This window comes from Nonomuraea sp. ATR24, assembly GCF_041950485.1.
Lineage (GTDB): Bacteria > Actinomycetota > Actinomycetes > Streptosporangiales > Streptosporangiaceae > Nonomuraea > Nonomuraea ceibae.
In genome coordinates this window covers 247,606-267,559 of the sequence record NZ_JBGNUU010000011.1, presented here as the reverse complement: position 1 = coordinate 267,559, position 19,954 = coordinate 247,606, and the positions used below count along the sequence as shown (strand labels likewise).

Below are 19,954 nucleotides of genomic sequence, written 5' to 3'. Positions count from 1 at the left end.
GATGGTGGCAGCTCTCCGGAAGCTGATCGCCGGGCTCGCCCCCGGTGACCGCCTGCCCAGCAGCCGCGAGCTGACCGTCCGCCACCACGTCGGCCCGGCCACCGTGTCCCGCGCGATCGCCCGGCTCGCCGCCGAGGGCGCGGTGGTGACCCGGCCGGGCAGTGGCACGTTCGTGGCCGCCCGCCCCGCGGACCAGGGCGGCGGGGCCGACACCTCCTGGCAGTCGGTGGCGCTCGCCGGGCGCGACGCCTCCGCCGAGCCGCCGGTCCCGCTGCCGGACGGCGCCGTCGCCCTGTCGGGCGGCTACCCGCACGAGTCGCTGCAGCCCACGCGGGCGCTGGCCGCCGCGCTCGCCCGCGCCGCCCGCCGTCCCGGCGCCTGGCGCCGCGCCCCGACGGCCGGGCTCGCGCCGCTGCGCGCGCTGTTCGCCCGCCAGGCGGGCGGCTCGGTGACCGCCGACGACGTGCTCGTCACCGGCGGCGGGCAGGGCGCGCTGTCGATGCTGTTCAGGGCCATCGTCGCCCCCGGCGGCCCGGTCCTCATGGAGTCGCCCACCTACCCGGGCGCGCTGGCCGCCGCCCGCGCCGCCGGGCTGCGCCCGCTGCCGGTGCCGACGGACGCCGACGGCATCCGCCCCGACCTGCTCGCCGACGCCTTCGCCATGACCGGCGCGCGGCTGCTCTACTGCCAGCCCACCTTCCACAACCCGACCGGCACGGTCCTGGCCCCCGGCAGGCGCGATCAGGTGGTGGAGGTGGCCAAGGCGGCGGGCGCGTTCCTCGTCGAGGACGACTTCGCCCGCCATCTCGGCCACGGCGGCCCGCTGCCGCCCCCACTGGTCTCCGGCGACCGCGACGGCACCGTCATCCACCTCACCTCGCTGACCAAGCCCGCCTCCCCCAGCCTGCGCATCGGCGCGGTGATCGCGCGCGGCCCGGTGATGCGGCGGCTGTGGGGGATGCGCTTCGTCGACGACTTCTTCACCGCCCGGCCGCTCCAGGAGGCCGCCGTCGAGCTTCTCAGCACCCCGGCTTGGGAGCGGCACCTGCGGACGCTCTCGGCCGCCCTGCGCGAGCGCTGCGCGCTGCTCGCCGCCTGTCTCGCCCGCGACCTCCCGCACTGGACGCTCACCCGGCACCCGACCGGCGGCCTGCACCTGTGGGTACGCCTGCCGGACGGCGTCCAGGACACCACGCTGGCCGACGCCGCCCGCGCCCACGGCGTCGCGGTGGACGCGGGCGCCCGCTACTTCCCCGCCGAGCCCTCGGGCCCCTTCCTGCGGCTCTCCTTCGCCGCCGCCCCGGGCCCGGCCGACCTCGCCGAGGCCACCCGCCGCCTGGCCGCGCTGCCGCCGTCACCCTCCTGAGAGAGGCGCCATCCTCTTGGGAGGGACGTCACCCTCCTGGGAGGGGCGTCACAGGTGGCGGCGCTCGCGCAGGCGGCGGGTCAGCAGGGTCGCGGCCGTGGCGAGGACGACCAGGTTGAACACCATCTGCGCCAGCACCAGCGCCCTGGCCACCTGCCCCTGCGCGTGCACGTCGCCGAAGCCGACCGTGGCCAGCGTCGAGACGGCGAAGTAGAGGGCGTCGGTGCGCGTGCGCAGCCCGGCGAACTCGTTCTCGCCCCAGACGGCCACCCCGTAGTCGGCCAGCGCGAACAGGGCGACGCCCGCCACGGTCGCCACCGCCAGGCCGGTCGCGGGCAGGGAGCCGGGCTCGGCCGTCGCCTGCCGCCTGGCCGCGCGGGCGACGCCCACCACGACCAGCGCCACCCCGGCCGCGAACACCGCCGCGCGAGCCCACCTCAGCCACAGGGGCCCGCCGGCCTCCAGCGGGACGAGGTAGTAGAGCGCGATGACCAGGGCAGAGTTCCAGATCAGTCGCCACATGTCCTGACGTTGCCCACGTCAGGGCGCGCTCAGACCTGGTTGGGCACCGCCCCGCCGTAGCGGCGGTCGCGCTTGGCGTAGATCTCGCACGCCTCCCACAGGTCGCGCCGGTCGAAGTCGGGCCAGAGCCGGTCCAGGAACACCATCTCGGCGTAGGCCGACTGCCACAGGAGGAAGTTGGAGAAGCGCTGCTCCCCCGACGAGCGGACGAACAGGTCGACCGGCGGGATCTCCGGCTCGTCGAGGTAGCGGGCGAAGACCTTCTCGTTGACCTTCGACGCCCTGACGCGGCCGGCGGCGATGTCCTCGGCCAGCTTGACCGCCGCCTCGACGATCTCGGCCTGGCCGCCGTAGTTGACGCAGAACTGCAACGTCAGCGCCCGGTTGTGCTCGGTCATCGCCTCGGCGGTCTGCAGCTCGGAGATCACGCTCTTCCACAGCCGGCCCGGCCGGCCCGCCCAGCGCACCCGCACGCCCATCGCGTTGAGCTCGTCGCGGCGGCGCCGGATCACGTCGCGGTTGAAGCCCATGAGGAAGCGCACCTCGTCGGGCGAGCGCTTCCAGTTCTCCGTGGAGAAGGCGTACGCGCTCAGGTAGGGCACGCCGAGCTCCAGGGCGCCCTCGATGACGTCGAACAGGGACGCCTCCCCCGCCTTGTGCCCCTCGGTGCGCGGCAGGCCGCGGGCCTTGGCCCAGCGGCCGTTGCCGTCCATGACGATGGCGACGTGCCGGGGCACCAGGTCGCGCGGGATCGGCGGCGGCGTCGCACCGGACGGGTGCGGCGACGGCGGGCGGGGATTCACGCGGGTTCCCTTTCTACGTGGCGCAGCGAGCGGATGCCGTGCTCCAGGTGCCATTGCAGGTAGGCCGCCACCAGGCCGCTGCACTCGGTGCGGTGGCGCGGCTCTGAGGCGTCGGCGGAGACCCAGTCGCCCCGCAGCAGCGCCGTCATGAGCCCGATCGTCTCCCCGGCGGGCACGGCCGAGCCGGCCGGGCGGCACGCCCCGCACACCACGCCGCCCGCCACGATGGCGAACGCCCTGACGGCCGGGGCCCGGCACTTGGCGCACGCCTCCAGCGCGGGCGCGTAGCCGGCGACGGCCAGCGAGCGCAGGAAGTAGGCGTCGAGCACCAGCCTGGCCTCGTGGTCGCCGTCGGCCAGCGTGCGCAGCCCGCCCACCAGCAGCAGGAACTGGCGCAGCGCCGGCTCCTTCTCGCCGTGGGTGAGCCGGTCGGCGGTCTCCAGCATCGCGGTGCCGGCGGTGTAGCGGGGGTAGTCGGCCGCCAGTGTCTCGCCGTAAGGTCTGATGGTCTCGGCCTGGGTGACCACGTCGAGGGTGCGTCCGGTGTGGAGTTGCAGATCGACGTGGGTGAACGGCTCGAGCCTTGCGCCGAAGCGCGAGGTGGTGCGGCGCACCCCCTTGGCCACGGCCCGGATCTTGCCGGTGCGCTTGGCCAGGATTGTGACGATGCGATCGGCTTCGCCGAGCTTTTGCGTGCGCAGGACCACGCCCTCGTCACGGTAGAGACTCACTCGCTCATCTTATGGCCGGGAAAGCGTCGGCACTTCGTGCTCCGGCCGTGCGGCGGTGACGCGTTGCTCAGGAACCCTTACTACACTTTGACGCCTGTCCCGCATTGCCCGATGTTCAACCCCCCGAAACCGCCTCGAAAGGGAGTCATGACCCGCGTGGTCCTGCTGGGCTCTTCGCCCGGCCCCGACACCGCTCCGACCGGCCTGAGGCTCGCCGCGCTACCCGGCAATCCCACCGTCTCCGAGCGGCTGCACAGCCAGCTTCGCACCATGGACCCGCGGCCCGCCACGATCGCGTCAGGCGACGTGGCCGCCGCCCTGCGCGCACTGGCCGAGGTCGCCGAGTCGGCGACGGAAAGCCTGTTCATCATCCCGGAAAACTCGGTCGTCCACGACGAGCTGATCTACCAGATCACCAAGTCCAAGCGCGGCGCGCTGGTGCTCGTCGCCAAGGAGCCGCGCCCGGCGGCCGGGGAGGACTCCGACGAGGACCCCGGCGCGGGACAGGAGGAGACGGCCGAGGCCGTTCCGATCGAGGAGGCAGAGCCAGAGATCGGCATGAACCGGGTCGAAGGGCTCCCGGTTCGCTCCCGCATCGGCAAGTCGCGGGTGGTGTCGATCGGCACCGCCACCCACAAGGTGACCCGGCCCAACGCCGTGCTGCTCGGCCCGGTCCACATCAGCGCGCGCAACGCGCCGGTGCTCGCCGAGACCTGCCGTCAGCTCGCCGACATGGCCGACGCCTTCGGCCCCGACGACGACCTGGTGCAGATCATCGCGTTCGGCCTGGTGCGCAACGGCGTCTCGGTCGGCATCCGCGGCCGCCGCGACCTGTTCTACCGCCGCGTCACCACCCAGGAGGAGGCCAACGAGGCCGGCTCCGAGATCATCGGCATGGACGAGGACCGGGCCAGGCTCGACAACGCCGTCAAGGGCGCCGACGGCTTCTTCACCACCTACTTCGTCTCCACCTACTCCCGCTTCATCGCCCGCTGGGCGGCCCGGCGCGGGCTGACGCCCAACCAGGTCACGCTCATCTCCATCGCGCTCGGCGTGGCCGCCGCCGCCTGCTTCGCCACCGGCGACCGGGTCGGCATGGTCGCGGGCGGCATCCTGATCTACTTCGCGTTCGTCTTCGACTGCGTCGACGGCCAGGTCGCCCGCTACGCCCGCAAGTTCGGCGTGCTCGGTGCGTGGCTCGACGCCACGTTCGACCGGTTCAAGGAGTACGTGGTCTTCGCCGGCCTGGCGATCGGCTGGGTCGTGGCTGGTCACGGCGACGACACGATCTGGATCTTCGCGCTGGCGGCGATCGGCCTGCAGTCCGTGCGCCACCTGCTCGACTTCTCCTTCGGCATCGCCAACCGGCGCGCCAAGGCGCCCGCGCAGCTCCCGACGCTGCCGCTCGACGCGCCCGACGACCGGGCCCTGCGCCAGGCGCTGGAGCGCCGCAAGGTCGAGCGCAGCCAGGGCATCCGCGGGCTGCTCAAGATGTGGACCAAGGCCGGCAAGTACCGCGCCGTCCACTGGGCCCGTAAGATGATCGTGTTCCCCATCGGCGAGCGGTTCGCGGCCATCGCGATCACCGCCGCCCTCTTCGACGCCCGCATTACCTTCCTCACGCTGGTGATCTGGGGCACCGTCGCCGCCGCCTACACCCTGACCGGACGCCTCATGAGGTCGCTCGCATGATCACCCACCCGCAGGCCGCCGCCACCCCCGCACCCGACCCGGACGAGGAACGCCGCCGCGTCCAGACCGCCCGGCTGCTCGCCTACCGTGACGACGGGCCGCTCGTCCACGCGCTCGCGGGCAAGCTCGGCAAGGGTCTGCCGCCGGTCCCCGCCACGCTCGCCGCCCTGCTGGCCGTCATCGCCGTCACCGCCGGCGGGCTGCTGGAGCCGGGGCCGATGCTGCTGGTCCCGCCGCTGATCATGGTGCTGCTGGTGCTGCCGACCGCGCCGCGCCACCACCTGGGCCGCTTCGACTGGCTGACGCCGCCGCTGCTGCGCGGCGCCGAGTTCCTCACGCTGATCGTCGTCGGGCTGACTGCCGACGCGCCGAAGTGGCTGCTGTTCGTGCTCGTGTACGTGGTCGGCTACCACACCTATGACACCGTCTACCGGACCCGGCAGTCGATCTGGCCGCCCGCCTGGGTGTTCCACGCCGGGCTCGGCTGGGAGCTGCGGCTGCTCATCATCGGCGTGGGCGCCGCCTTCGGCTGGCTGACGCCGGTGCTGGCGGTGCTGACCGCCTACCTGTTCGTGCTGTTCGCCGTGGAGAGCGTGACGAGCTGGGTGCGCCTGGACAAGGCGTCCGCCCAGGCCGGCGCCGAGGCGGAGCAGGACCTGGAGGCCTCTCCCGAGGAGGCCATGGAGCAGGCCACGGGCGAGGCCGAGAAGGGCTGAGCCGCACGCTCGCGCACGAAGGGCCGGTCGCCGTCGCGACCGGCCCTTCGGCATGTCCGGGCGCCCGCGACTGAGAGCGCTCTCCCATCGGAACGGTCCCGGCGATCCGAGGCCCGGACGGACTGTTGACAGCGGGTCAACGGGTGTGTTCAGCTAATCGAGAGAGCGCTCTCTCCGGTTTGCCTCCGCACCCCCCGGGAGCAGCGAATGACGTTACGTACCCTCCGATCCGCCGGCCGCCGCCGGCTCGCGGCCGTGGCCGCGGCGCTGACGCTGGTCAGCGGCCTGCTCGTGCACGTGGCGGTGAGCGCCTCCGCCGCCGTGCCGCCCACCCCGTCCGGCTGGTCGCTGGTCTGGTCCGACGACTTCAACGGCCCCTCCGGCTCCCCGCCCTCCTCCGCCAACTGGCAGATCGACACCGGCCACGCCTACCCCGGCGGCCCCGCCAACTGGGGCACCGGCGAGATCCAGAACTACACCTCCAGCCCCTCCAACCTGGCCCTCGACGGCTCCGGCAACCTGCGCATCACCCCGCTGCGCAGCTCCTCCGGCGAGTGGACGTCGGCCCGCATCGAGACCAGGAAGGCCGACTTCAAGCCCGCCGCCGGGCGCGTCCTGCGCATCGAGGGCCGCATCCAGATGCCGAACGTCACCGGCGACGCCGCCCTCGGCTACTGGCCGGCTTTCTGGGCGCTCGGCTCCCCCTACCGGGGCAACTACTGGAACTGGCCCGGCATCGGCGAGTTCGACATCATGGAGAACGTCAACGGCGTCAACTCCGTGTGGGCCGTGCTCCACTGCGGCGTCAGCCCCGGCGGGCCGTGCAACGAGAACAACGGCCTCGGCGCCAGCCGCGTCTGCCCCGGCTCGTCGTGCCAGTCGGCCTTCCACACCTACCGCTTCGAGTGGGACCGCAGCGTCACCCCCAACCAGCTCCGCTGGTACGTGGACGGCCAGCAGTTCCACAGCGTGAGCCAGTCCCAGTTCGACGCCACCACGTGGAACAACATGACCGGGCACGCCGGCTACTTCCTGCTGCTCAACGTGGCGATGGGCGGCGGCTTCCCCAACGGCGTGGCCGGGTTCGGCACGCCGACCGCGGCCACCGTGCCGGGACGGCCGATGGTCGTCGACTACGTGGCGGTGTGGCAGAGCGGCGGCACCACCGAGCCGTCGCCGACGATCACCCCGACCTCGCCCGGCGGCGTCGACGCCCGCTCCACCATCCAGGCCGAGCGCTACCAGGCGCAGTCCGGGACGATGGTCGAGGCCACCACCGACGCGGGCGGCGGCCAGAACGTGGGCGCCATCGCCAACGGCGACTGGCTCCGCTTCGACGGGGTGAACTTCGGCGCCACGGCGGCCCGCCAGTTCAAGGCGCGCGTCGCGTCCGGGGCCGGGGCCGGCGTGAGCGGCCTGGTCCAGGTGCGGCTCGGCAGCCCGACGGCCCCGCCGATCGGCGACTTCGCGATCGGCAACACCGGCGGCTGGCAGAGCTGGCGCACGGTCCCGGCCAACATCTCACCCGTCACCGGCACCCACACCGTCTACCTGACGTTCGCCAGCGGCCAGCCGGCCGACTTCGTCAACGTCAACTGGTTCACCTTCTCCACCAGCTGACCGCCCCCGGGCCTCCCCCATCGGGGCGGCCCGGCCGGTCAGGCGCTGGAGCCGCGCACCACCAGGCGGGCCGGGAGCGCCACCGAGCCGGCGTGCCTGCCCTCCAGCCGTGACAGCAGCAGCCGGGCCAGGGCCATCGCCTGGTCCGTCACGGGAGTCCGTACGGTGCTGAGGGGCGGGGTGGTGGCGGAGGCGGCGTCGATGTCGTCGAAGCCGACGACCGCCAGGTCGGCGGGCACCCGGCGGCCGGCCTCGGCGGCGGCGCGCAGCGCGCCGATCGCGAGCTGGTCACCGGTCGCGAAGACGGCGTCGAGGCGGTCGTCCTCGGCGAGCAGCCGGGTGAGCGCCTCGGCGCCCGACTCGCGGGTGTGACCGGCGAGCGCGAGGTGCGGGCGCAGCCCGGCGCGTTCCAGGGCCTCGCGGTGGCCGGTCAGGCGGTCCTGGACGGCCACCAGGTCGGTGGGGCCGCAGATGACGCCGATGCGGCGGCGGCCCTGGCGCAGCAGGTGCTCGGTGGCCGCCGCGGCGCCACCCGCGTTGTCCACGTCCACGTACGGGACGAGCGAGGCGACGGCGGGCTTGCCGAGCAGCACGACGGGCGTGCCGGTGCGGGCCAGCCGCTCGGCCAGCGGGTCGGGGCCGTCGGGCGGCAGCAGCACCACGCCGTCGAGCAGCCCGGTCTCCACCCGCTCCAGGATGCGCCGGTGACTCTCGGCGGTGTCGGCGAGCATGAGCGTGACCTGCTTTCCCGCGCCTTCGAGGACGCTGGTGACGTACTGGACGACGGCGGCGGTGAGGGCGTCGCCGCCCTGCCGGGGCACGGCCAGGACCAGCGCGATCGCGTCGGTGCGGCGCGTGACGAGGCTGCGGGCGGCGGCGTTGGGCACGTAGCCGAGCTCGCGGACGGCGCGCAGCACGCCGGCGCGGACCTCCGGGCTGACCGACGCCTCGCCGTTGACGACGCGCGAGACCGTCGCCCGGGAGACGCCGGCGCGGGCGGCGACGGTCTCCAGCGTGGGGCGGCGCGGCCGGTCGCCGCCGAGGCCGTTGCGGCGCACCACGTCGCGGTACCACAGCGCGCTGTCCTTCATCCGCCGCTTCTGGGTGGCGAAGTCGACGTGCACGAGCCCGAACTTCCGCTGGTAGCCGTCGGCCCACTCGTGGTTGTCGAGCAGCGACCAGACGAGGTAGCCGCGCACCCGGGCGCCGCGCTCGACGGAGGTGCGCAGGGCGCGCAGGTGCTCCTCGATGAAGTGGATGCGGTCCATGTCGCGGATGCCGTCGCCGGTGACGGTGTCGGCGAAGTCGGCCCCGTTCTCGGTGATCATCAGCTCCAGGCCCGGGTGCTCGCGGGTCAGCCGGTCGAGCAGCAGCGTGAGCGCGCCGGGCACGATGGGCCAGCCCATCGCGGTCACGGCGGTGGGCACGGTGCAGAACAGGATGCCGTCGCTGCCCGGGTAGGCGGGGTCGGCGGGCTCGCTGGGCTGGGCCTGCACGACGGTCGGCGCGTAGTAGTTGACGCCGAGCAGGTCGAGCGGGCCGGAGATGAGCTCCAGGTCGCCGTCACGCACGTGGTCCGTCCCGGCGAGCTCCACCACCCGGTCCGGGTAGCGGCCGCGCGTCAGCGGCTCCAGGAACTGCCCGTGCATGAGCTCGTCGATCCTGGCGACCGCGGCGGCGTCCTCCTCGCTCAGCTCCCGGGCCGAGCCGATCACCTGGCCGGGGGTCATCACCGGCCCGAAGTTGAGCACCGCGCCGATCTCCCGGGCGCCCGCCGAGCGCAGCGCGTCCGCCGCCAGCCCGTGGCCGAGCAGCAGGTGGTGGGCGGCCCTGAAGGCGTCGGCGGCCGACCTCCTGCCGGGCGCGTGGATGCCCGCGCCGTAGCCGAGGAACGCCGCCACCCACGGCTCGTTCAGCGTGAACCAGGTGCCGACCCGGTCGCCCAGCCGCTCGTGCACCACCCGCGCGTAGTCGGCGAAGCGCAGCGCCGTGTCGCGCTCCGGCCAGCCGCCCCGGTCCTCCAGCGCCTGGGGCAGGTCCCAGTGGTAGAGCGTCACGTACGGGGTGATCCCGGCCGCCAGCAGCTCGTCCACCAGCCTGTCGTAGAAGCCCAGCCCGGCGGCGTTCACCCGGCCCGCCCCCTCGGGCATCACCCGGGGCCAGCTCACCGAGAAGCGGTAGGCGCCCAGCCCCAGCTCCTTCATCAGCCGCACGTCCTCGGGATAGCGGTGATAGTGGTCGCAGGCGTCCCGCGAGTCGGAGAAGGAGTCCCAGATCGAAGGGCCGCGCCCGTCGACGGCGTTGGCGCCCTCGATCTGGTAGGCGGACGTGGAGACACCCCAGACGAAACCCTCGGGAAAGCGCGTGCTGCTCATGACCGGTGACCTTCCAGCGTGTTAGAGGCGCCCAGTCTGCCGGGAGGTGATCGTCGCGCGCCACACGGCCAGGCGATATACAGAGCGCGTGGAACTGGATCGGCTGGATCGTGACATCATCGCGGCGCTCGTGGACGACGCCCGCCAGACCTACGCCGAGATCGGCCAGCAGGTGGGCCTGAGCGCGCCGGCCGTCAAACGGCGGGTGGACCGGCTGCGCGAGAGCGGCGCGATCACCGGTTTCAGCGCCCGGGTGGCGCCGCAGGCGCTCGGCTGGACGACCGAGGCGTACGTGGAGCTGTTCTGCCAGGGCAAGACGAAGCCGTCCGACATCGCGCTGGCCGTCTCCCGGTTCCCTGAGGTGGTCGGCGCGGCCACGATCACCGGCGAGGCCGACGCGCTGCTGCACATCCGGGCGACCGACGTCAGGCACGTCGAGCGGGTGATCGAGCGCATCGCCGCGCAGGCGTTCGTGGTGCGGACCAAGAGCGCCATCGTGCTCTCCAGGCTCGTCGACAGCCCTCCCGGAACCGCCATGCCGTGACAGCGCAACGAATCACCGCTCACCTGGCACAAGACGCAACAGAACACCGCCCACGCGCAATGTCGCCCTCTTTCCCCACAGGCCTCCCGATTCTTAGGCTGTGGCTCCGTCCTCCCAGGTGAGGGCGTATTCCAGCATGAACACACGGAGCCCTGCATGCCCAAACACTTCCTCATGTGCCGCCCGGAGCACTTCACGGTCGCCTACGCGATCAACCCGTGGATGAACCCCGAGGCGGGCGCCGACCGCGACATCGCGATCCGGCAGTGGGAAGGCCTCAAAGCGGTGTACGAGAGCCTCGGGCACCAGGTCAGCCTCATCGACCCGATCGAGGGGCTGCCCGACATGGTCTTCGCCGCCAACGGGGCGCTCGTCGCCGGCGGCCGGGTCTACGGGGCGCGCTTCGCCTTCCCCGAGCGCGGCCCCGAGGGTCCCGCCTACCTGCGCTGGTTCGCCGAGCGCGGCTACCCCGTGCTGGAGCCCACGCAGGTCAACGAGGGCGAGGGCGACTTCCTCACGCTGGACGAGGTCATCCTGGCCGGTACGGGCTTCCGCACCGACCCGGCGGCCCACCAGGAGGCCCAGGAGTTCCTCGGCCGGCCCGTGGTGACGCTGCGGCTGGTCGACCCGCGCTTCTACCACCTCGACACCGCGCTGTTCCCGCTCGACGGGCGCAACGTCGCCTACTACCCGGGCGCCTTCTCCGAAGGCAGCCGCCAGGTGCTGCGCCGGATGTTCCCGGACGCGGTGCTCGCCTCCGCCGCCGACGCCGAGGTCCTCGGCCTCAACGCGGTCAGCGACGGCACCAACGTCGTCATCAACGCCGAGGCCGGAGACCTCCAGCTGGAGCTGAAGCGGCGCGGCTACGAGGTGATCCCGGTCGACCTGTCGGAGCTGCGCAAAGCCGGTGGCGGCCCCAAGTGCTGCACACTGGAAATCAGGGGGGAGAACTGAATGACCAGCAGCGCGGACCTCATCGAGGCCAGTGAGCGCCGGAGCGCGCACAACTATCACCCGCTGCCCGTGGTGATCCACGAGGCGCACGGGGCATGGGTGACCGACGTCGAAGGCAGGCGGTACCTGGACTTCCTGTCCGGCTACTCCTCGCTCAACTTCGGCCACGGCAACGAGAAGATCATCGAGGCGGCCCAGGAGCAGCTCAAGAACCTGACGCTGACCAGCCGAGCCTTCTACCACGACCAGTTCGCCCGGTTCTGCGCCGGGCTGGGCGACCTCACCGGCAAGGACATGATCCTGCCGATGAACACCGGCGCCGAAGCCGTCGAGACCGCCATCAAGGTCGCCCGCAAGTGGGGCTACCAGGTCAAGGGCGTCGAGCCCGAGCAGGCCGACATCATCGTGATGGAGGACAACTTCCACGGCCGCACCACCACGATCGTCAGCTTCTCCACCGACCCCGACGCGCGCGGCGACTTCGGTCCCTACACGCCCGGGTTCACCGTGGTGAAGTACGGCTCCGCCGAGGCGATCAGGTCCGCCATCGGGCCCAACACCGTCGCCGTGCTCGTCGAGCCCATCCAGGGCGAGGCCGGGGTGCTCGTCCCGCCGGACGGCTACCTGGCCCAGGTGCGCGAGATCTGCACCGAGAACAACGTGCTGATGATCGCCGACGAGATCCAGTCCGGGCTCGGGCGCACCGGCAAGACCTTCGCCTGCGACCACGAAGGCGTCGTGCCCGACATCTACGTCCTGGGCAAGGCGCTCGGCGGCGGCGTCGTCCCCGTCTCGGCCATCGCCGCGAACGAGGACGTGCTCGGCGTCATCAAGCCGGGGCAGCACGGGTCCACCTTCGGCGGCAACCCGCTCGCCTGCGCCGTCGGCAACGCCGTCATCGACCTGCTCAACACCGGCGAGTTCCAGGAGCGGGCCGCCCGGCTGGGCGACATCATGCACGCCCGGCTGCGCGAGCTCGTCGGCGACGGCGTCGTGACCGTACGCGGGCGCGGCCTCTGGGCCGGCGTCGACGTCGACCCGTCCCTGGCCACCGGGCGCGAGGTGTCCAAGGCCCTGCTGGAGCGGGGCGTGCTGGCCAAGGACACGCACGGGTCCACCATCCGGCTCGCGCCGCCGATCGTCATCTCCGAGGAGGACCTCCACCGGGCCGTCGACCTCCTCGCCGACGCCCTCGCCTCCTTCCGCTGACCCACTCGCCTTCCCACCAGCGGAGGTGAGGGGCCCTCCGCCCGTGAATGCGCCATCCACCGTTACGGCCCTCTCCCAAGGAGACGGGCCGTGACGGGGGCGAGGCGGCTCTCCCCAGGAGGGTCGTGGGGGTCAGCCGGTAGGGGTGGGCATGGGGCCGGCCGGGGTGGGGGACGCCGACTCGTCCACGGGGAAGTCCTCCGCCGGGACCTCCGGGCGGGACTCCGACGGGATGGGGGTCGGCTCGGCCGCCGGGAAGTCCTCCGCCGGGGCGGCGGTCTCCGTCGGGACGTCCTCCGTCGGCGCGTCCTCCGCCGGGGCGGCGGTCTCCGTCGGGACGTCCTCCGCCGGGACGTCCTCCGTCGGGGCCGGGGACGCGGATTCGGCGGGGCCCTCGCAGCTGTCGTCCCCGTCCGGGGAGTCCACCTCGGGCAGCCGGTCGACGACGGTGACGTTGAGCTGGGCGGTGTGCGCGAGCAGGCTGCCCTCGGGCGCTTCCGCCGCGCGGGCGTCCACGACCGTGGCACGCTCGCCGAGGAGGCTGTACGTGCCGCGGTCGAAGATGAGCTGCCGCAGGGTCCCGTCCGAGGCGGGCAGCCCGAGGGCCACACCGCGTCGCCCGGCGGAGTCGGCCACCCCGTCGGCCTCCGTCACGCCGGGGATCGCCTTGATCTCCTGGAACAGCGCCTCGCGCTGCGCCCTGGGCAGGTAGCTCTCGCGGACGAGCTCGGCCGCCGCGTCGAACGCCTGCTGGGCGGCGTCGGCCTTGCCGGGCGGCGCGTCGCGGCGGATCAGTGCGCGCAGGGCGGCCGCGTCGAGCCCGCTCAGGTAGGCGTAGTCGTCACGCTGGTCCCCCATCCGGCCGGGGCAGGACGCGAGCCGGTTCCAGCCGGAGCCCTTCCAGTCGTGGGCCACGGCGGGCAGCTCCCGGCCGGGCCACGGCTCGGGCGGCCGTCCCTCGATGTACAGCAGCCCGTCCGCGCTCCCGTCCACCGACCGGTAGATCTTCCGGTGCGTCCGGTAGAGGTGGCGGCTCTCCTCGCCGTCCTCCCCGGCCTGGAACGAGGCGTACATGGTGTCGGACTCGATCAGGATGAACTGGCCGGGCCGGGGCCGCAGCTCGGGGAAGAACTGCGCGGCGGCCCGCGTGACGGAGCTGCCGGCGACCGGCGACTGCCCGTTCTGCCCGGACAGGGCCACGGCGACGCCCCCGACCAGGGTGACCGTCACCCCGAAGGCGGCCACGGCCTGCCAGCCGAACCTGGGCAGCCGCAGCCCCCTCCCCCGGCGCGCCTCGCGCATCAGCGCCTCGCGGGCCCGGAAACGGGCCTCGGGCGGGTAGGGCGGCACCGCCGGGCGGCCGTCCGCGAACTCCTTGAACTCCTCATCCATGCCGGGGCTCCTCTGCTGCGAAGGGATCGTTGCCGCCGAGTGCCCTGCGCACCTTGGCGCGGAGCCTGTGCAGCCTGGACCGCACGGTGCCGACGGGGACGCCGAGGGCGAGGGCCGCCTCCTCGTAGGTGAGGTCGGCCCAGGCGACGAGCAGCAGCAGGTCGCGCTCGGCGGCGCTGAGCGCGGTCAGCGCCTTGGCGAGCCGGGGCTGGAGCTGCTCGGCGGTGACGCGGTCGGCGCTGCGCTCGTCGAAGGTGCCCGGCCGTTCCGGGCTCACCTTGGCCAGGGCGTGGTTGCGCCGCCGTTCGGCCCTGCGGTGCTGGGCGACGACCCGGGTGGCGATCCCGTACAGCCAGGGCCTGGCGTCGGGCCAGGCCGGGTCGTAGCGGGCCCGGCGGCGGAAGGCCACCAGGAACACCTCGCCGGTGACGTCCTCGGCCAGTTCGGGGCCGAGGCGCCGGGCCGCGTAGCGGTGGATCTCGTCGGCGTGCCGGTCGAACAGAGCCGCGAAGCTTTCCGGGTCGTCGCGTGAACGCCCGATCAGCGCGGAGTCGTCCAGCGCCTCTGACACTTCCTGCACACCCACCACGTCGTCGGTCCTCTCTCATGCGGTCATCTGGTTCTTGGCCGCACGGGGGACCACGGTTCCGACTATTTCGCGAAACACCGACTATTTCGCGAACCGCCAGACGTCCAGGCCGCCGGGGGCGTCGGCGCGGGTGAACCCGGCGGCGGTGAGCTCGGCGTCGAGGCGGGCGCGGGTGGGGCGGTGGCTCTCGCTGATGACCTCGTCCTCGCCGATGACGACGCCGCGCTGGGTGACCACGTAGCGGAAGCGCCAGCGGGTCAGCTCGCCCTCGGCGGCCAGGAGGTGGCCGTGCACCTCGTAGCGGTGCCTGCCGACGCGGTAGGAGCCCAGGAGCTCCGGCTCGCCGGGGACGGCGGGCGCGGGCTCGCGGCGGTCGAACACGAGCAGCCCGCCCGGCCGGAGCTGGCGGGCCAGCGTCTCCCAGAGCCGCGGGCGCGTGGCGGCGTCGAACGCCTGGAGCACCGCGATCATGACGACGGCGCCGACCGGCTCGTCGACGTCCGCGTCGAGGGCCCCGTACGGCAGCACGGTGACGCGCTCCAGCAGGCCGGGCCGCTGGGTGAGGCGGGAGACGAGCACGGCGCGCATGCCGGCGGCGGGCTCGACGGCGAAGATCTCGCCGCCGGTGGCGGCGGCGATGACCTCGGTGATCAGGCCGGTGCCCGCGCCGATCTCCAGCACGGGCCCGCGCACCCGCGCCAGCACGGGCGGGAGGGCGGCGCGGGCGGCGGGCACGTGGCCGTCCTCGTGCCACAGGTCGTAGAAGGGCACGGCGACGTCATACTGATTCATGACGCCGAGACGATAATGGTTTTCATTCCAATTGTACAGTGCCGAGTTCCTTGACCTCCTCGCCGGTCGACTGGAGCCAGGTGGCGCGGGCCTCGGGCAGCTTGAGCGTGGCCAGCGCGTTCTGGAACCACGGCCCGGCCACCACCCGCCACCTGAACGGCGGGCGCGGGATGCGGGCCGAGCGCGCCAGCAGCCCGCCGACCAGCGTGGCGATGCCGAACTGGGTGAAGACGTTGGCCCAGCGCAGCAGCCGGCTGAGCGGGTTGCGGATCGGCGAGCAGACCACCTGGTAGACCGGCGCCTTGCGGGCCTTGGCGACATAGGAGTAGTGCACATCGCCCGAGAGGATGAGCACCGGCTTGCCCAGCCCGGCGAACAGCCTGGCCAGGTCGTCGAACGAGCGCCGGAACGCCGCCCAGTGCTCCAGGTCGACCGCCTGACGGAAGCGCTCCGACAGGCGGGCGACCGTGCGTCCCCAGGCGCCGTCACACAGGGCCTCGTTCCAGTTCTGCACGCCGTGGACGCCCTCGGGCAGCAGGAACGGGATGGACGAGCCGATGATCAGCCGCTCGGCGGGCGCGGACACCTGCTCCTCCAGCCACGCCTGTTCGGCCGGGTCGAGCATGCGCCGGTCGCCGGGCGTGAGCTGCCTGGCGCACCGGGTGTCGATCATGATGAGCCGGGACGGGCCGAGGTCGCGGGCGTAGCTCCACCGGTTGCTGGACGGCTCGGCGTCGGCCAGGGCGGCGAAGGCGTCGAGCGCGGCCGCCCCGTCGCCATCAGCACCCGACAAATCACGATAAAGCGGGTCAGCAGCCCGTTCGGCGGGCGACAGGTTGCCCAGGTGCTGGTACACCCAGTACGCCCCCAGCCCGGCCACCACCCGGCGCTTCCACCAGCTCGTCGCGGCCATCTCCTCGCGCCAGGTCTTGGAGGTGTTCCAGTCGTCGCGCAGGTCGTGGTCGTCGAAGATCATCGCGGTCGGCACGGTGGACAGCAGCCAGCGGATCTCCGGGTCGGTCCACGCCTGGCGGTAGAGCTCGGCGTACTCCTCGAAGTCGGCGATCTCGTCGCGCGGCTCGGTGTCGCGGCGGGCACGAATGAACTCGAGCATCTCGGGCGACGGGCTGTCGGCGTAGACCTGGTCGCCGAGGAGCAGGAGCAGGTCGGGCCACTCCTCCTCGTCCGCCCGCGCCAGGTGGCAGCCGTAGGCGCGCAGCACGTCGTGACCGTGGGTGAGGACGTGCGCGGTGTCGTGCGGCACGCTCGTCCGGCACGACCCGAACGCCAGCGAGCGCGGCCCGCTCTCGGGCAGCCGCCGGATCCGGCTCTCCGGCCGTCCTTCCGGCGGCCACACCTGGTCACCGTCAAGTCGCACGGAATACGTGATGACATCCTGGGAAATATCAGTGATGTCGACAATCGCGTAATGGTGACCGTGGACGGTGAAGGTGGGCGACTTGTACGGCCGACCGCCTGCCTCCACGGTGACCGTACACGGCGCTTCGGCCTCCACGAAGATCGAGGCGCTGGCAGAATCGACGTAGCGCAACATCGGCCCGACCACCAGTGCGGGCATCACACCCCCCGGTTCGACAGTTCGGCACACTCTGGGCCACAAGCCTGCCAGAGTGTCGCATATCGAGCACTAGGCAACTCCAGACACCCCCTCTAGGCTGATCACGACAAGTACGCCCAAAAGGGTTAGGCAACGGCGCTTTACCCAGACATCGGGCGTCCATAACAGGAGGACCTCTTCATGAGCGTCATGGTGCCGTCAAAGACGCCGGCACAGACCACCCCTGGCCGCCAGGCCCTGGATTCCGCTCTTCACCAGCTCGGCCAGGCGGCCGAGCACCTCGGGCTCGACGACGGGCTCCGTACGATGCTCGCCACGCCCCGCCGGTCGCTGACCGTCTCGGTCCCGGTCCGGCGCGAGGACGGCCGCATGGACGTCGTCCAGGGCTTCCGGGTGCAGCACAACGTCTCGCGCGGCCCGGCCAAAGGCGGCATCCGCTTTCATCCGGGCACCGACATCCACGAGGTCACCGCACTGGCCATGTGGATGACGTGGAAGTGCGCGCTGGTCGGCATCCCGTACGGAGGCGCCAAGGGCGGCGTCGCCGTCGATCCGGGCACGCTGACCACCCGCGAGCTGGAGCGGCTGACCCGCCGCTACGTCAACGAGATCCTGCCGATGATCGGCCCGGAGAAGGACATCCCGGCCCCCGACGTCGGCACCGACGAGCAGACCATGGCCTGGATCATGGACACCTACAGCGTCAACGCCGGCTACGCGGTGCCCGGTGTGGTGACCGGCAAGCCGATGCAGCTCGGCGGCTCGCTGGGCCGGGCGGGAGCGACCTCGCGCGGCGTCCAGATCGCGGCGCTGTCGGCGCTGGGCCACGCGCCCGAGGGCGTGACGGTGGCCGTGCAGGGCTTCGGCAAGGTCGGCGCGCTCGCCGCGCAGTATCTGTCCGACGCCGGCTGCAAGGTCGTGGCCGTCTCCGACGTGACCGGCGCCGTCCACGCGCCCGGCGGCCTCGACGTCGCCGCGCTGCGCGCGCACGTGGCCGAGACCGGCCAGGTGCTGGGCTACCGCGACGCCGACGCGCTGGGCCACGACGAGCTGTTCGAGCTCGACGTGGACATCCTGGTCCCGGCGGCGCTCGAGGGCGTCATCACCGAGGCCAACGCGGCGCGGGTGCGCGCCCGGCTGATCGTGGAGGGCGCCAACGGCCCCACCACGCCGGAGGCCGACGAGATCCTGGCCGCCAACGGCACCGTCGTGGTGCCGGACATCCTGGCCAACGCGGGCGGCGTCATCGTGTCCTACCTGGAGTGGGTGCAGAACATGCAGGCCTTCTCCTGGAGCGAGGGCGAGGTCGCCCGCAAGCTCAAGGACCTGATGGAGAGCGCCTACGGCGAGGTCAAGTCGATGGCCGCCGAGCGCGGGCTGACGCTCCGGCAGGCGGCGCACGTCATCGGCGTGGGCCGGGTCGCCGAGGCGCACCAGATGCGCGGCCTCTACCCGTGACCCGTTAGCGGTCGAGCTCGGCCACGAGCGACTCCAGGTCGCTCATCAGCCGCTCCATGCGGTCGTGGCCGAGGGCGTCGGCGATGAGGCGGTGGTGCTCGGCCACCGCCCCGTCCACCCGCGCCAGCAGGTCGGCGCCCCGGCCGGCGACGAACACGGCCACTCTGCGCCGGTCGCCCGCCGAGGGGCCGCGGTAGACCAGGGCCCGCTCGATCAGCCGGTCGACGGCCTTGGTCAGCGTCGGGTGCGGCATGAGCACGGCCGCCGCCAGCTCGCCCATCGAGTGGCCGCGCCCGTCGGCGAGCGCGCGCAGGATGCGCCACTGCTCGACGGTGACGTCCTCGCCGGCGAGGGCGGCGGCCAGCCCTCGGTTGACGCTCCGCTCGGCGCTGCTGAGGAGGTACGCGAGAGAGGACCCGAGCCCGGTGGCGGTCATTGAACAAGGTCCTTTCACCCGGGTGCTTTCCGGGAGGATACTCGTCGGGTGGCGGCGATCGTCGATCCTCTCGAGGCCCGGCTCCTCCCCTCCGGCGCGTTGCGTGTCGCGCTCGTGGTGCCCGTGTCGGGGGTGCTGGGGCTGGTGGGGCCCTGCGCGATCAACTGCGCCCTGATGGCGGCCGGCGAGGTCAACGCCGCGGGCGGGATGCTGGGCAGGCCGGTCGAGCTGGTGCTGGTCGACGGCGGCCGGGCCGCTCCGGTGGTCGCCGCCGAGGTGGGCGAGCTGGTCCGGTCGGGCGCCGTGGAGGCGGTGGCCGGATCCCACGCCAGTGACGTGCGGGTGGCGGTGGTGCGGGCGATCGGCGGCCGGGCCCCGTTCGTGTACGCGCCGCCGTACGAGGGGATCGGGCACGCGCCGGGCGTCTTCTTCCTGGGCGAGACCCCCGGCAGGCAGCTCGCGCCCGGGATCGAGTGGCTGGCGGGGGCGCGGGGGGCGCGGCGCTGGTTCCTGCTGGGCAACGACTACGTGTGGCCCCGGCTGGTGCACGCGAGCGCGCGGGCCCGGCTGCGGGCTGCGGGCGCGCGGGTGGTGGGCGAGCGGTTCGTCCGTCACGGGGAGGCGACGCGCTGGCTCGACCGGGTGGCCGACACCCGGCCGGACGCGATCCTGCTGACGCTGATCGGCAGCGACCTGGTGGACTTCAACCGGGCCTACGCGGCCAGCGGGCTGGGCTCGGCCCGGCTGTGCGGGGCACTGGAGGAGCACGGGCTGCTCGGCATCGGCGGTGACGGCACCGGCGAGCTGTACGCGTCGATGGGCTACTTCAACGGCCTGGGCACCGACGCGAGCCTGGACTTCGCCGAGCGTTACGCGGCCAGGTTCGGGCCGCAGGCGCCGATGCTCAACGCCCACGGGCAGGGCTGTTACGAGGCGGTGGCGATGCTGGCGGCGCTGGCGTCCCGGGCGGGTTCGCTGGCGGTGCCGGAGGTCGACGCCGTGGCCGACGGCACCACGATCACCAGCGCGCGGGGGCCGCTGACGCTGCTGAACCGGCAGGTGCGCCGTCAGGTGCATCTGGGCAGGGCGGACGGCCTTGATTTCTTTCTAGAGAAACCTTTTCAATAGAAAGCTTCACCCTCTAATGTGCTCATCACCCCCAGCACATTGAAGGAG

General features: G+C 72.9%; 18 protein-coding genes. 9 read left to right on the top strand and 9 right to left on the bottom strand.

Annotated features, from left to right (window positions below):
* Nucleotide 1 precedes the first annotated feature (1 nt).
* Complete coding sequence (locus ACBI99_RS26505; RefSeq protein WP_375073744.1) at nucleotides 2-1,366, top strand: PLP-dependent aminotransferase family protein; 1,365 nt, start codon at nucleotides 2-4, stop codon at nucleotides 1,364-1,366.
* Between the two features lie 48 nt (nucleotides 1,367-1,414).
* On the opposite strand, the gene ACBI99_RS26500 is transcribed toward ACBI99_RS26505, so the two are convergent.
* From ACBI99_RS26500 to recO, 3 genes are read right to left on the bottom strand one after another with little or no spacing between them, the layout of a single operon-like run.
* Nucleotides 1,415-1,888 carry a potassium channel family protein gene (locus tag ACBI99_RS26500; protein ID WP_219507584.1) on the bottom strand — a complete coding sequence of 158 codons (474 nt, stop codon included), beginning with the start codon at nucleotides 1,886-1,888 and terminating at the stop codon, nucleotides 1,415-1,417.
* A gap of 29 nt (nucleotides 1,889-1,917) precedes the next feature.
* Nucleotides 1,918-2,691 carry an isoprenyl transferase gene (locus tag ACBI99_RS26495; protein WP_219507583.1) on the bottom strand — a complete coding sequence of 258 codons (774 nt, stop codon included), beginning with the start codon at nucleotides 2,689-2,691 and terminating at the stop codon, nucleotides 1,918-1,920.
* Complete coding sequence (recO, locus tag ACBI99_RS26490; protein WP_219507581.1) at nucleotides 2,688-3,422, bottom strand: DNA repair protein RecO; 735 nt, start codon at nucleotides 3,420-3,422, stop codon at nucleotides 2,688-2,690. The genes ACBI99_RS26495 and recO overlap by 4 nt, the downstream gene beginning before the upstream one ends.
* 147 nt (nucleotides 3,423-3,569) lie before the next feature.
* Between recO and ACBI99_RS26485 the strand changes: the two genes are divergently transcribed.
* The 3 genes from ACBI99_RS26485 to ACBI99_RS26475 all read left to right on the top strand — a co-directional run bounded on the left by ACBI99_RS26485 (nucleotide 3,570) and on the right by ACBI99_RS26475 (nucleotide 7,450).
* Complete coding sequence (locus ACBI99_RS26485; RefSeq protein WP_219507579.1) at nucleotides 3,570-5,114, top strand: CDP-alcohol phosphatidyltransferase family protein; 1,545 nt, start codon at nucleotides 3,570-3,572, stop codon at nucleotides 5,112-5,114.
* Nucleotides 5,111-5,830 carry a DUF5941 domain-containing protein gene (locus ACBI99_RS26480; protein WP_219507578.1) on the top strand — a complete coding sequence of 240 codons (720 nt, stop codon included), beginning with the start codon at nucleotides 5,111-5,113 and terminating at the stop codon, nucleotides 5,828-5,830. Before ACBI99_RS26485 ends, ACBI99_RS26480 begins: the two co-directional genes overlap by 4 nt.
* A 207-nt stretch (nucleotides 5,831-6,037) precedes the next feature.
* Nucleotides 6,038-7,450, top strand: a complete 1,413-nt coding sequence (locus ACBI99_RS26475) for a glycoside hydrolase family 16 protein (RefSeq protein ID WP_219507576.1) — start codon at nucleotides 6,038-6,040, stop codon at nucleotides 7,448-7,450.
* A 38-nt stretch (nucleotides 7,451-7,488) separates the two neighbouring features.
* Here the strand turns inward: ACBI99_RS26475 and ACBI99_RS26470 are convergent, their stop codons facing one another.
* Nucleotides 7,489-9,825 (bottom strand): GH1 family beta-glucosidase, encoded by a 2,337-nt coding sequence (locus ACBI99_RS26470; RefSeq protein WP_375073743.1) that lies wholly within the window; start codon nucleotides 9,823-9,825, stop codon nucleotides 7,489-7,491.
* Nucleotides 9,826-9,913: 88 nt separating this feature from the next.
* Between ACBI99_RS26470 and ACBI99_RS26465 the strand changes: the two genes are divergently transcribed.
* From ACBI99_RS26465 to rocD, 3 genes are all read left to right on the top strand, one after another.
* Complete coding sequence (locus ACBI99_RS26465; RefSeq protein WP_219507572.1) at nucleotides 9,914-10,369, top strand: Lrp/AsnC family transcriptional regulator; 456 nt, start codon at nucleotides 9,914-9,916, stop codon at nucleotides 10,367-10,369.
* A gap of 156 nt (nucleotides 10,370-10,525) precedes the next feature.
* Nucleotides 10,526-11,323, top strand: coding sequence for a dimethylargininase (ddaH, locus tag ACBI99_RS26460; protein ID WP_219507571.1), 798 nt, complete (start codon nucleotides 10,526-10,528; stop codon nucleotides 11,321-11,323).
* Complete coding sequence (rocD, locus tag ACBI99_RS26455) at nucleotides 11,324-12,532, top strand: ornithine--oxo-acid transaminase (RefSeq protein ID WP_357585103.1); 1,209 nt, start codon at nucleotides 11,324-11,326, stop codon at nucleotides 12,530-12,532. It abuts the gene before it with no gap.
* Between the two features lie 132 nt (nucleotides 12,533-12,664).
* Here rocD and ACBI99_RS26450 read toward each other — a convergent pair whose 3' ends face one another.
* From ACBI99_RS26450 to ACBI99_RS26435, 4 genes are all read right to left on the bottom strand, one after another.
* Nucleotides 12,665-13,924, bottom strand: coding sequence for a CU044_5270 family protein (locus ACBI99_RS26450; protein ID WP_375073742.1), 1,260 nt, complete (start codon nucleotides 13,922-13,924; stop codon nucleotides 12,665-12,667).
* Nucleotides 13,917-14,504, bottom strand: a complete 588-nt coding sequence (locus ACBI99_RS26445; RefSeq protein ID WP_219507565.1) for an RNA polymerase sigma factor — start codon at nucleotides 14,502-14,504, stop codon at nucleotides 13,917-13,919. Before ACBI99_RS26445 ends, ACBI99_RS26450 begins: the two co-directional genes overlap by 8 nt.
* A gap of 90 nt (nucleotides 14,505-14,594) precedes the next feature.
* Nucleotides 14,595-15,305, bottom strand: a complete 711-nt coding sequence (locus ACBI99_RS26440; protein WP_375073741.1) for an SAM-dependent methyltransferase — start codon at nucleotides 15,303-15,305, stop codon at nucleotides 14,595-14,597.
* Nucleotides 15,306-15,327: 22 nt separating this feature from the next.
* Nucleotides 15,328-16,884, bottom strand: a complete 1,557-nt coding sequence (locus tag ACBI99_RS26435; protein ID WP_219507562.1) for an alkaline phosphatase D family protein — start codon at nucleotides 16,882-16,884, stop codon at nucleotides 15,328-15,330.
* A 180-nt stretch (nucleotides 16,885-17,064) separates the two neighbouring features.
* Between ACBI99_RS26435 and ACBI99_RS26430 the strand changes: the two genes are divergently transcribed.
* A complete protein-coding gene (locus ACBI99_RS26430; protein WP_357585109.1) occupies nucleotides 17,065-18,342 on the top strand; it encodes a Glu/Leu/Phe/Val dehydrogenase in 1,278 nt (425 codons plus the stop codon).
* Between the two features lie 4 nt (nucleotides 18,343-18,346).
* Here the strand turns inward: ACBI99_RS26430 and ACBI99_RS26425 are convergent, their stop codons facing one another.
* On the bottom strand, nucleotides 18,347-18,778 hold the full coding sequence (locus ACBI99_RS26425) for a MarR family transcriptional regulator (RefSeq protein WP_357585111.1): 432 nt from the start codon (nucleotides 18,776-18,778) through the stop codon (nucleotides 18,347-18,349).
* A 48-nt stretch (nucleotides 18,779-18,826) separates the two neighbouring features.
* Here ACBI99_RS26425 and ACBI99_RS26420 point away from each other — a divergent pair, with 48 nt between their 5' ends.
* Nucleotides 18,827-19,906 (top strand): substrate-binding domain-containing protein, encoded by a 1,080-nt coding sequence (locus ACBI99_RS26420; protein WP_219507557.1) that lies wholly within the window; start codon nucleotides 18,827-18,829, stop codon nucleotides 19,904-19,906.
* Nucleotides 19,907-19,954: the final 48 nt, after the last annotated feature.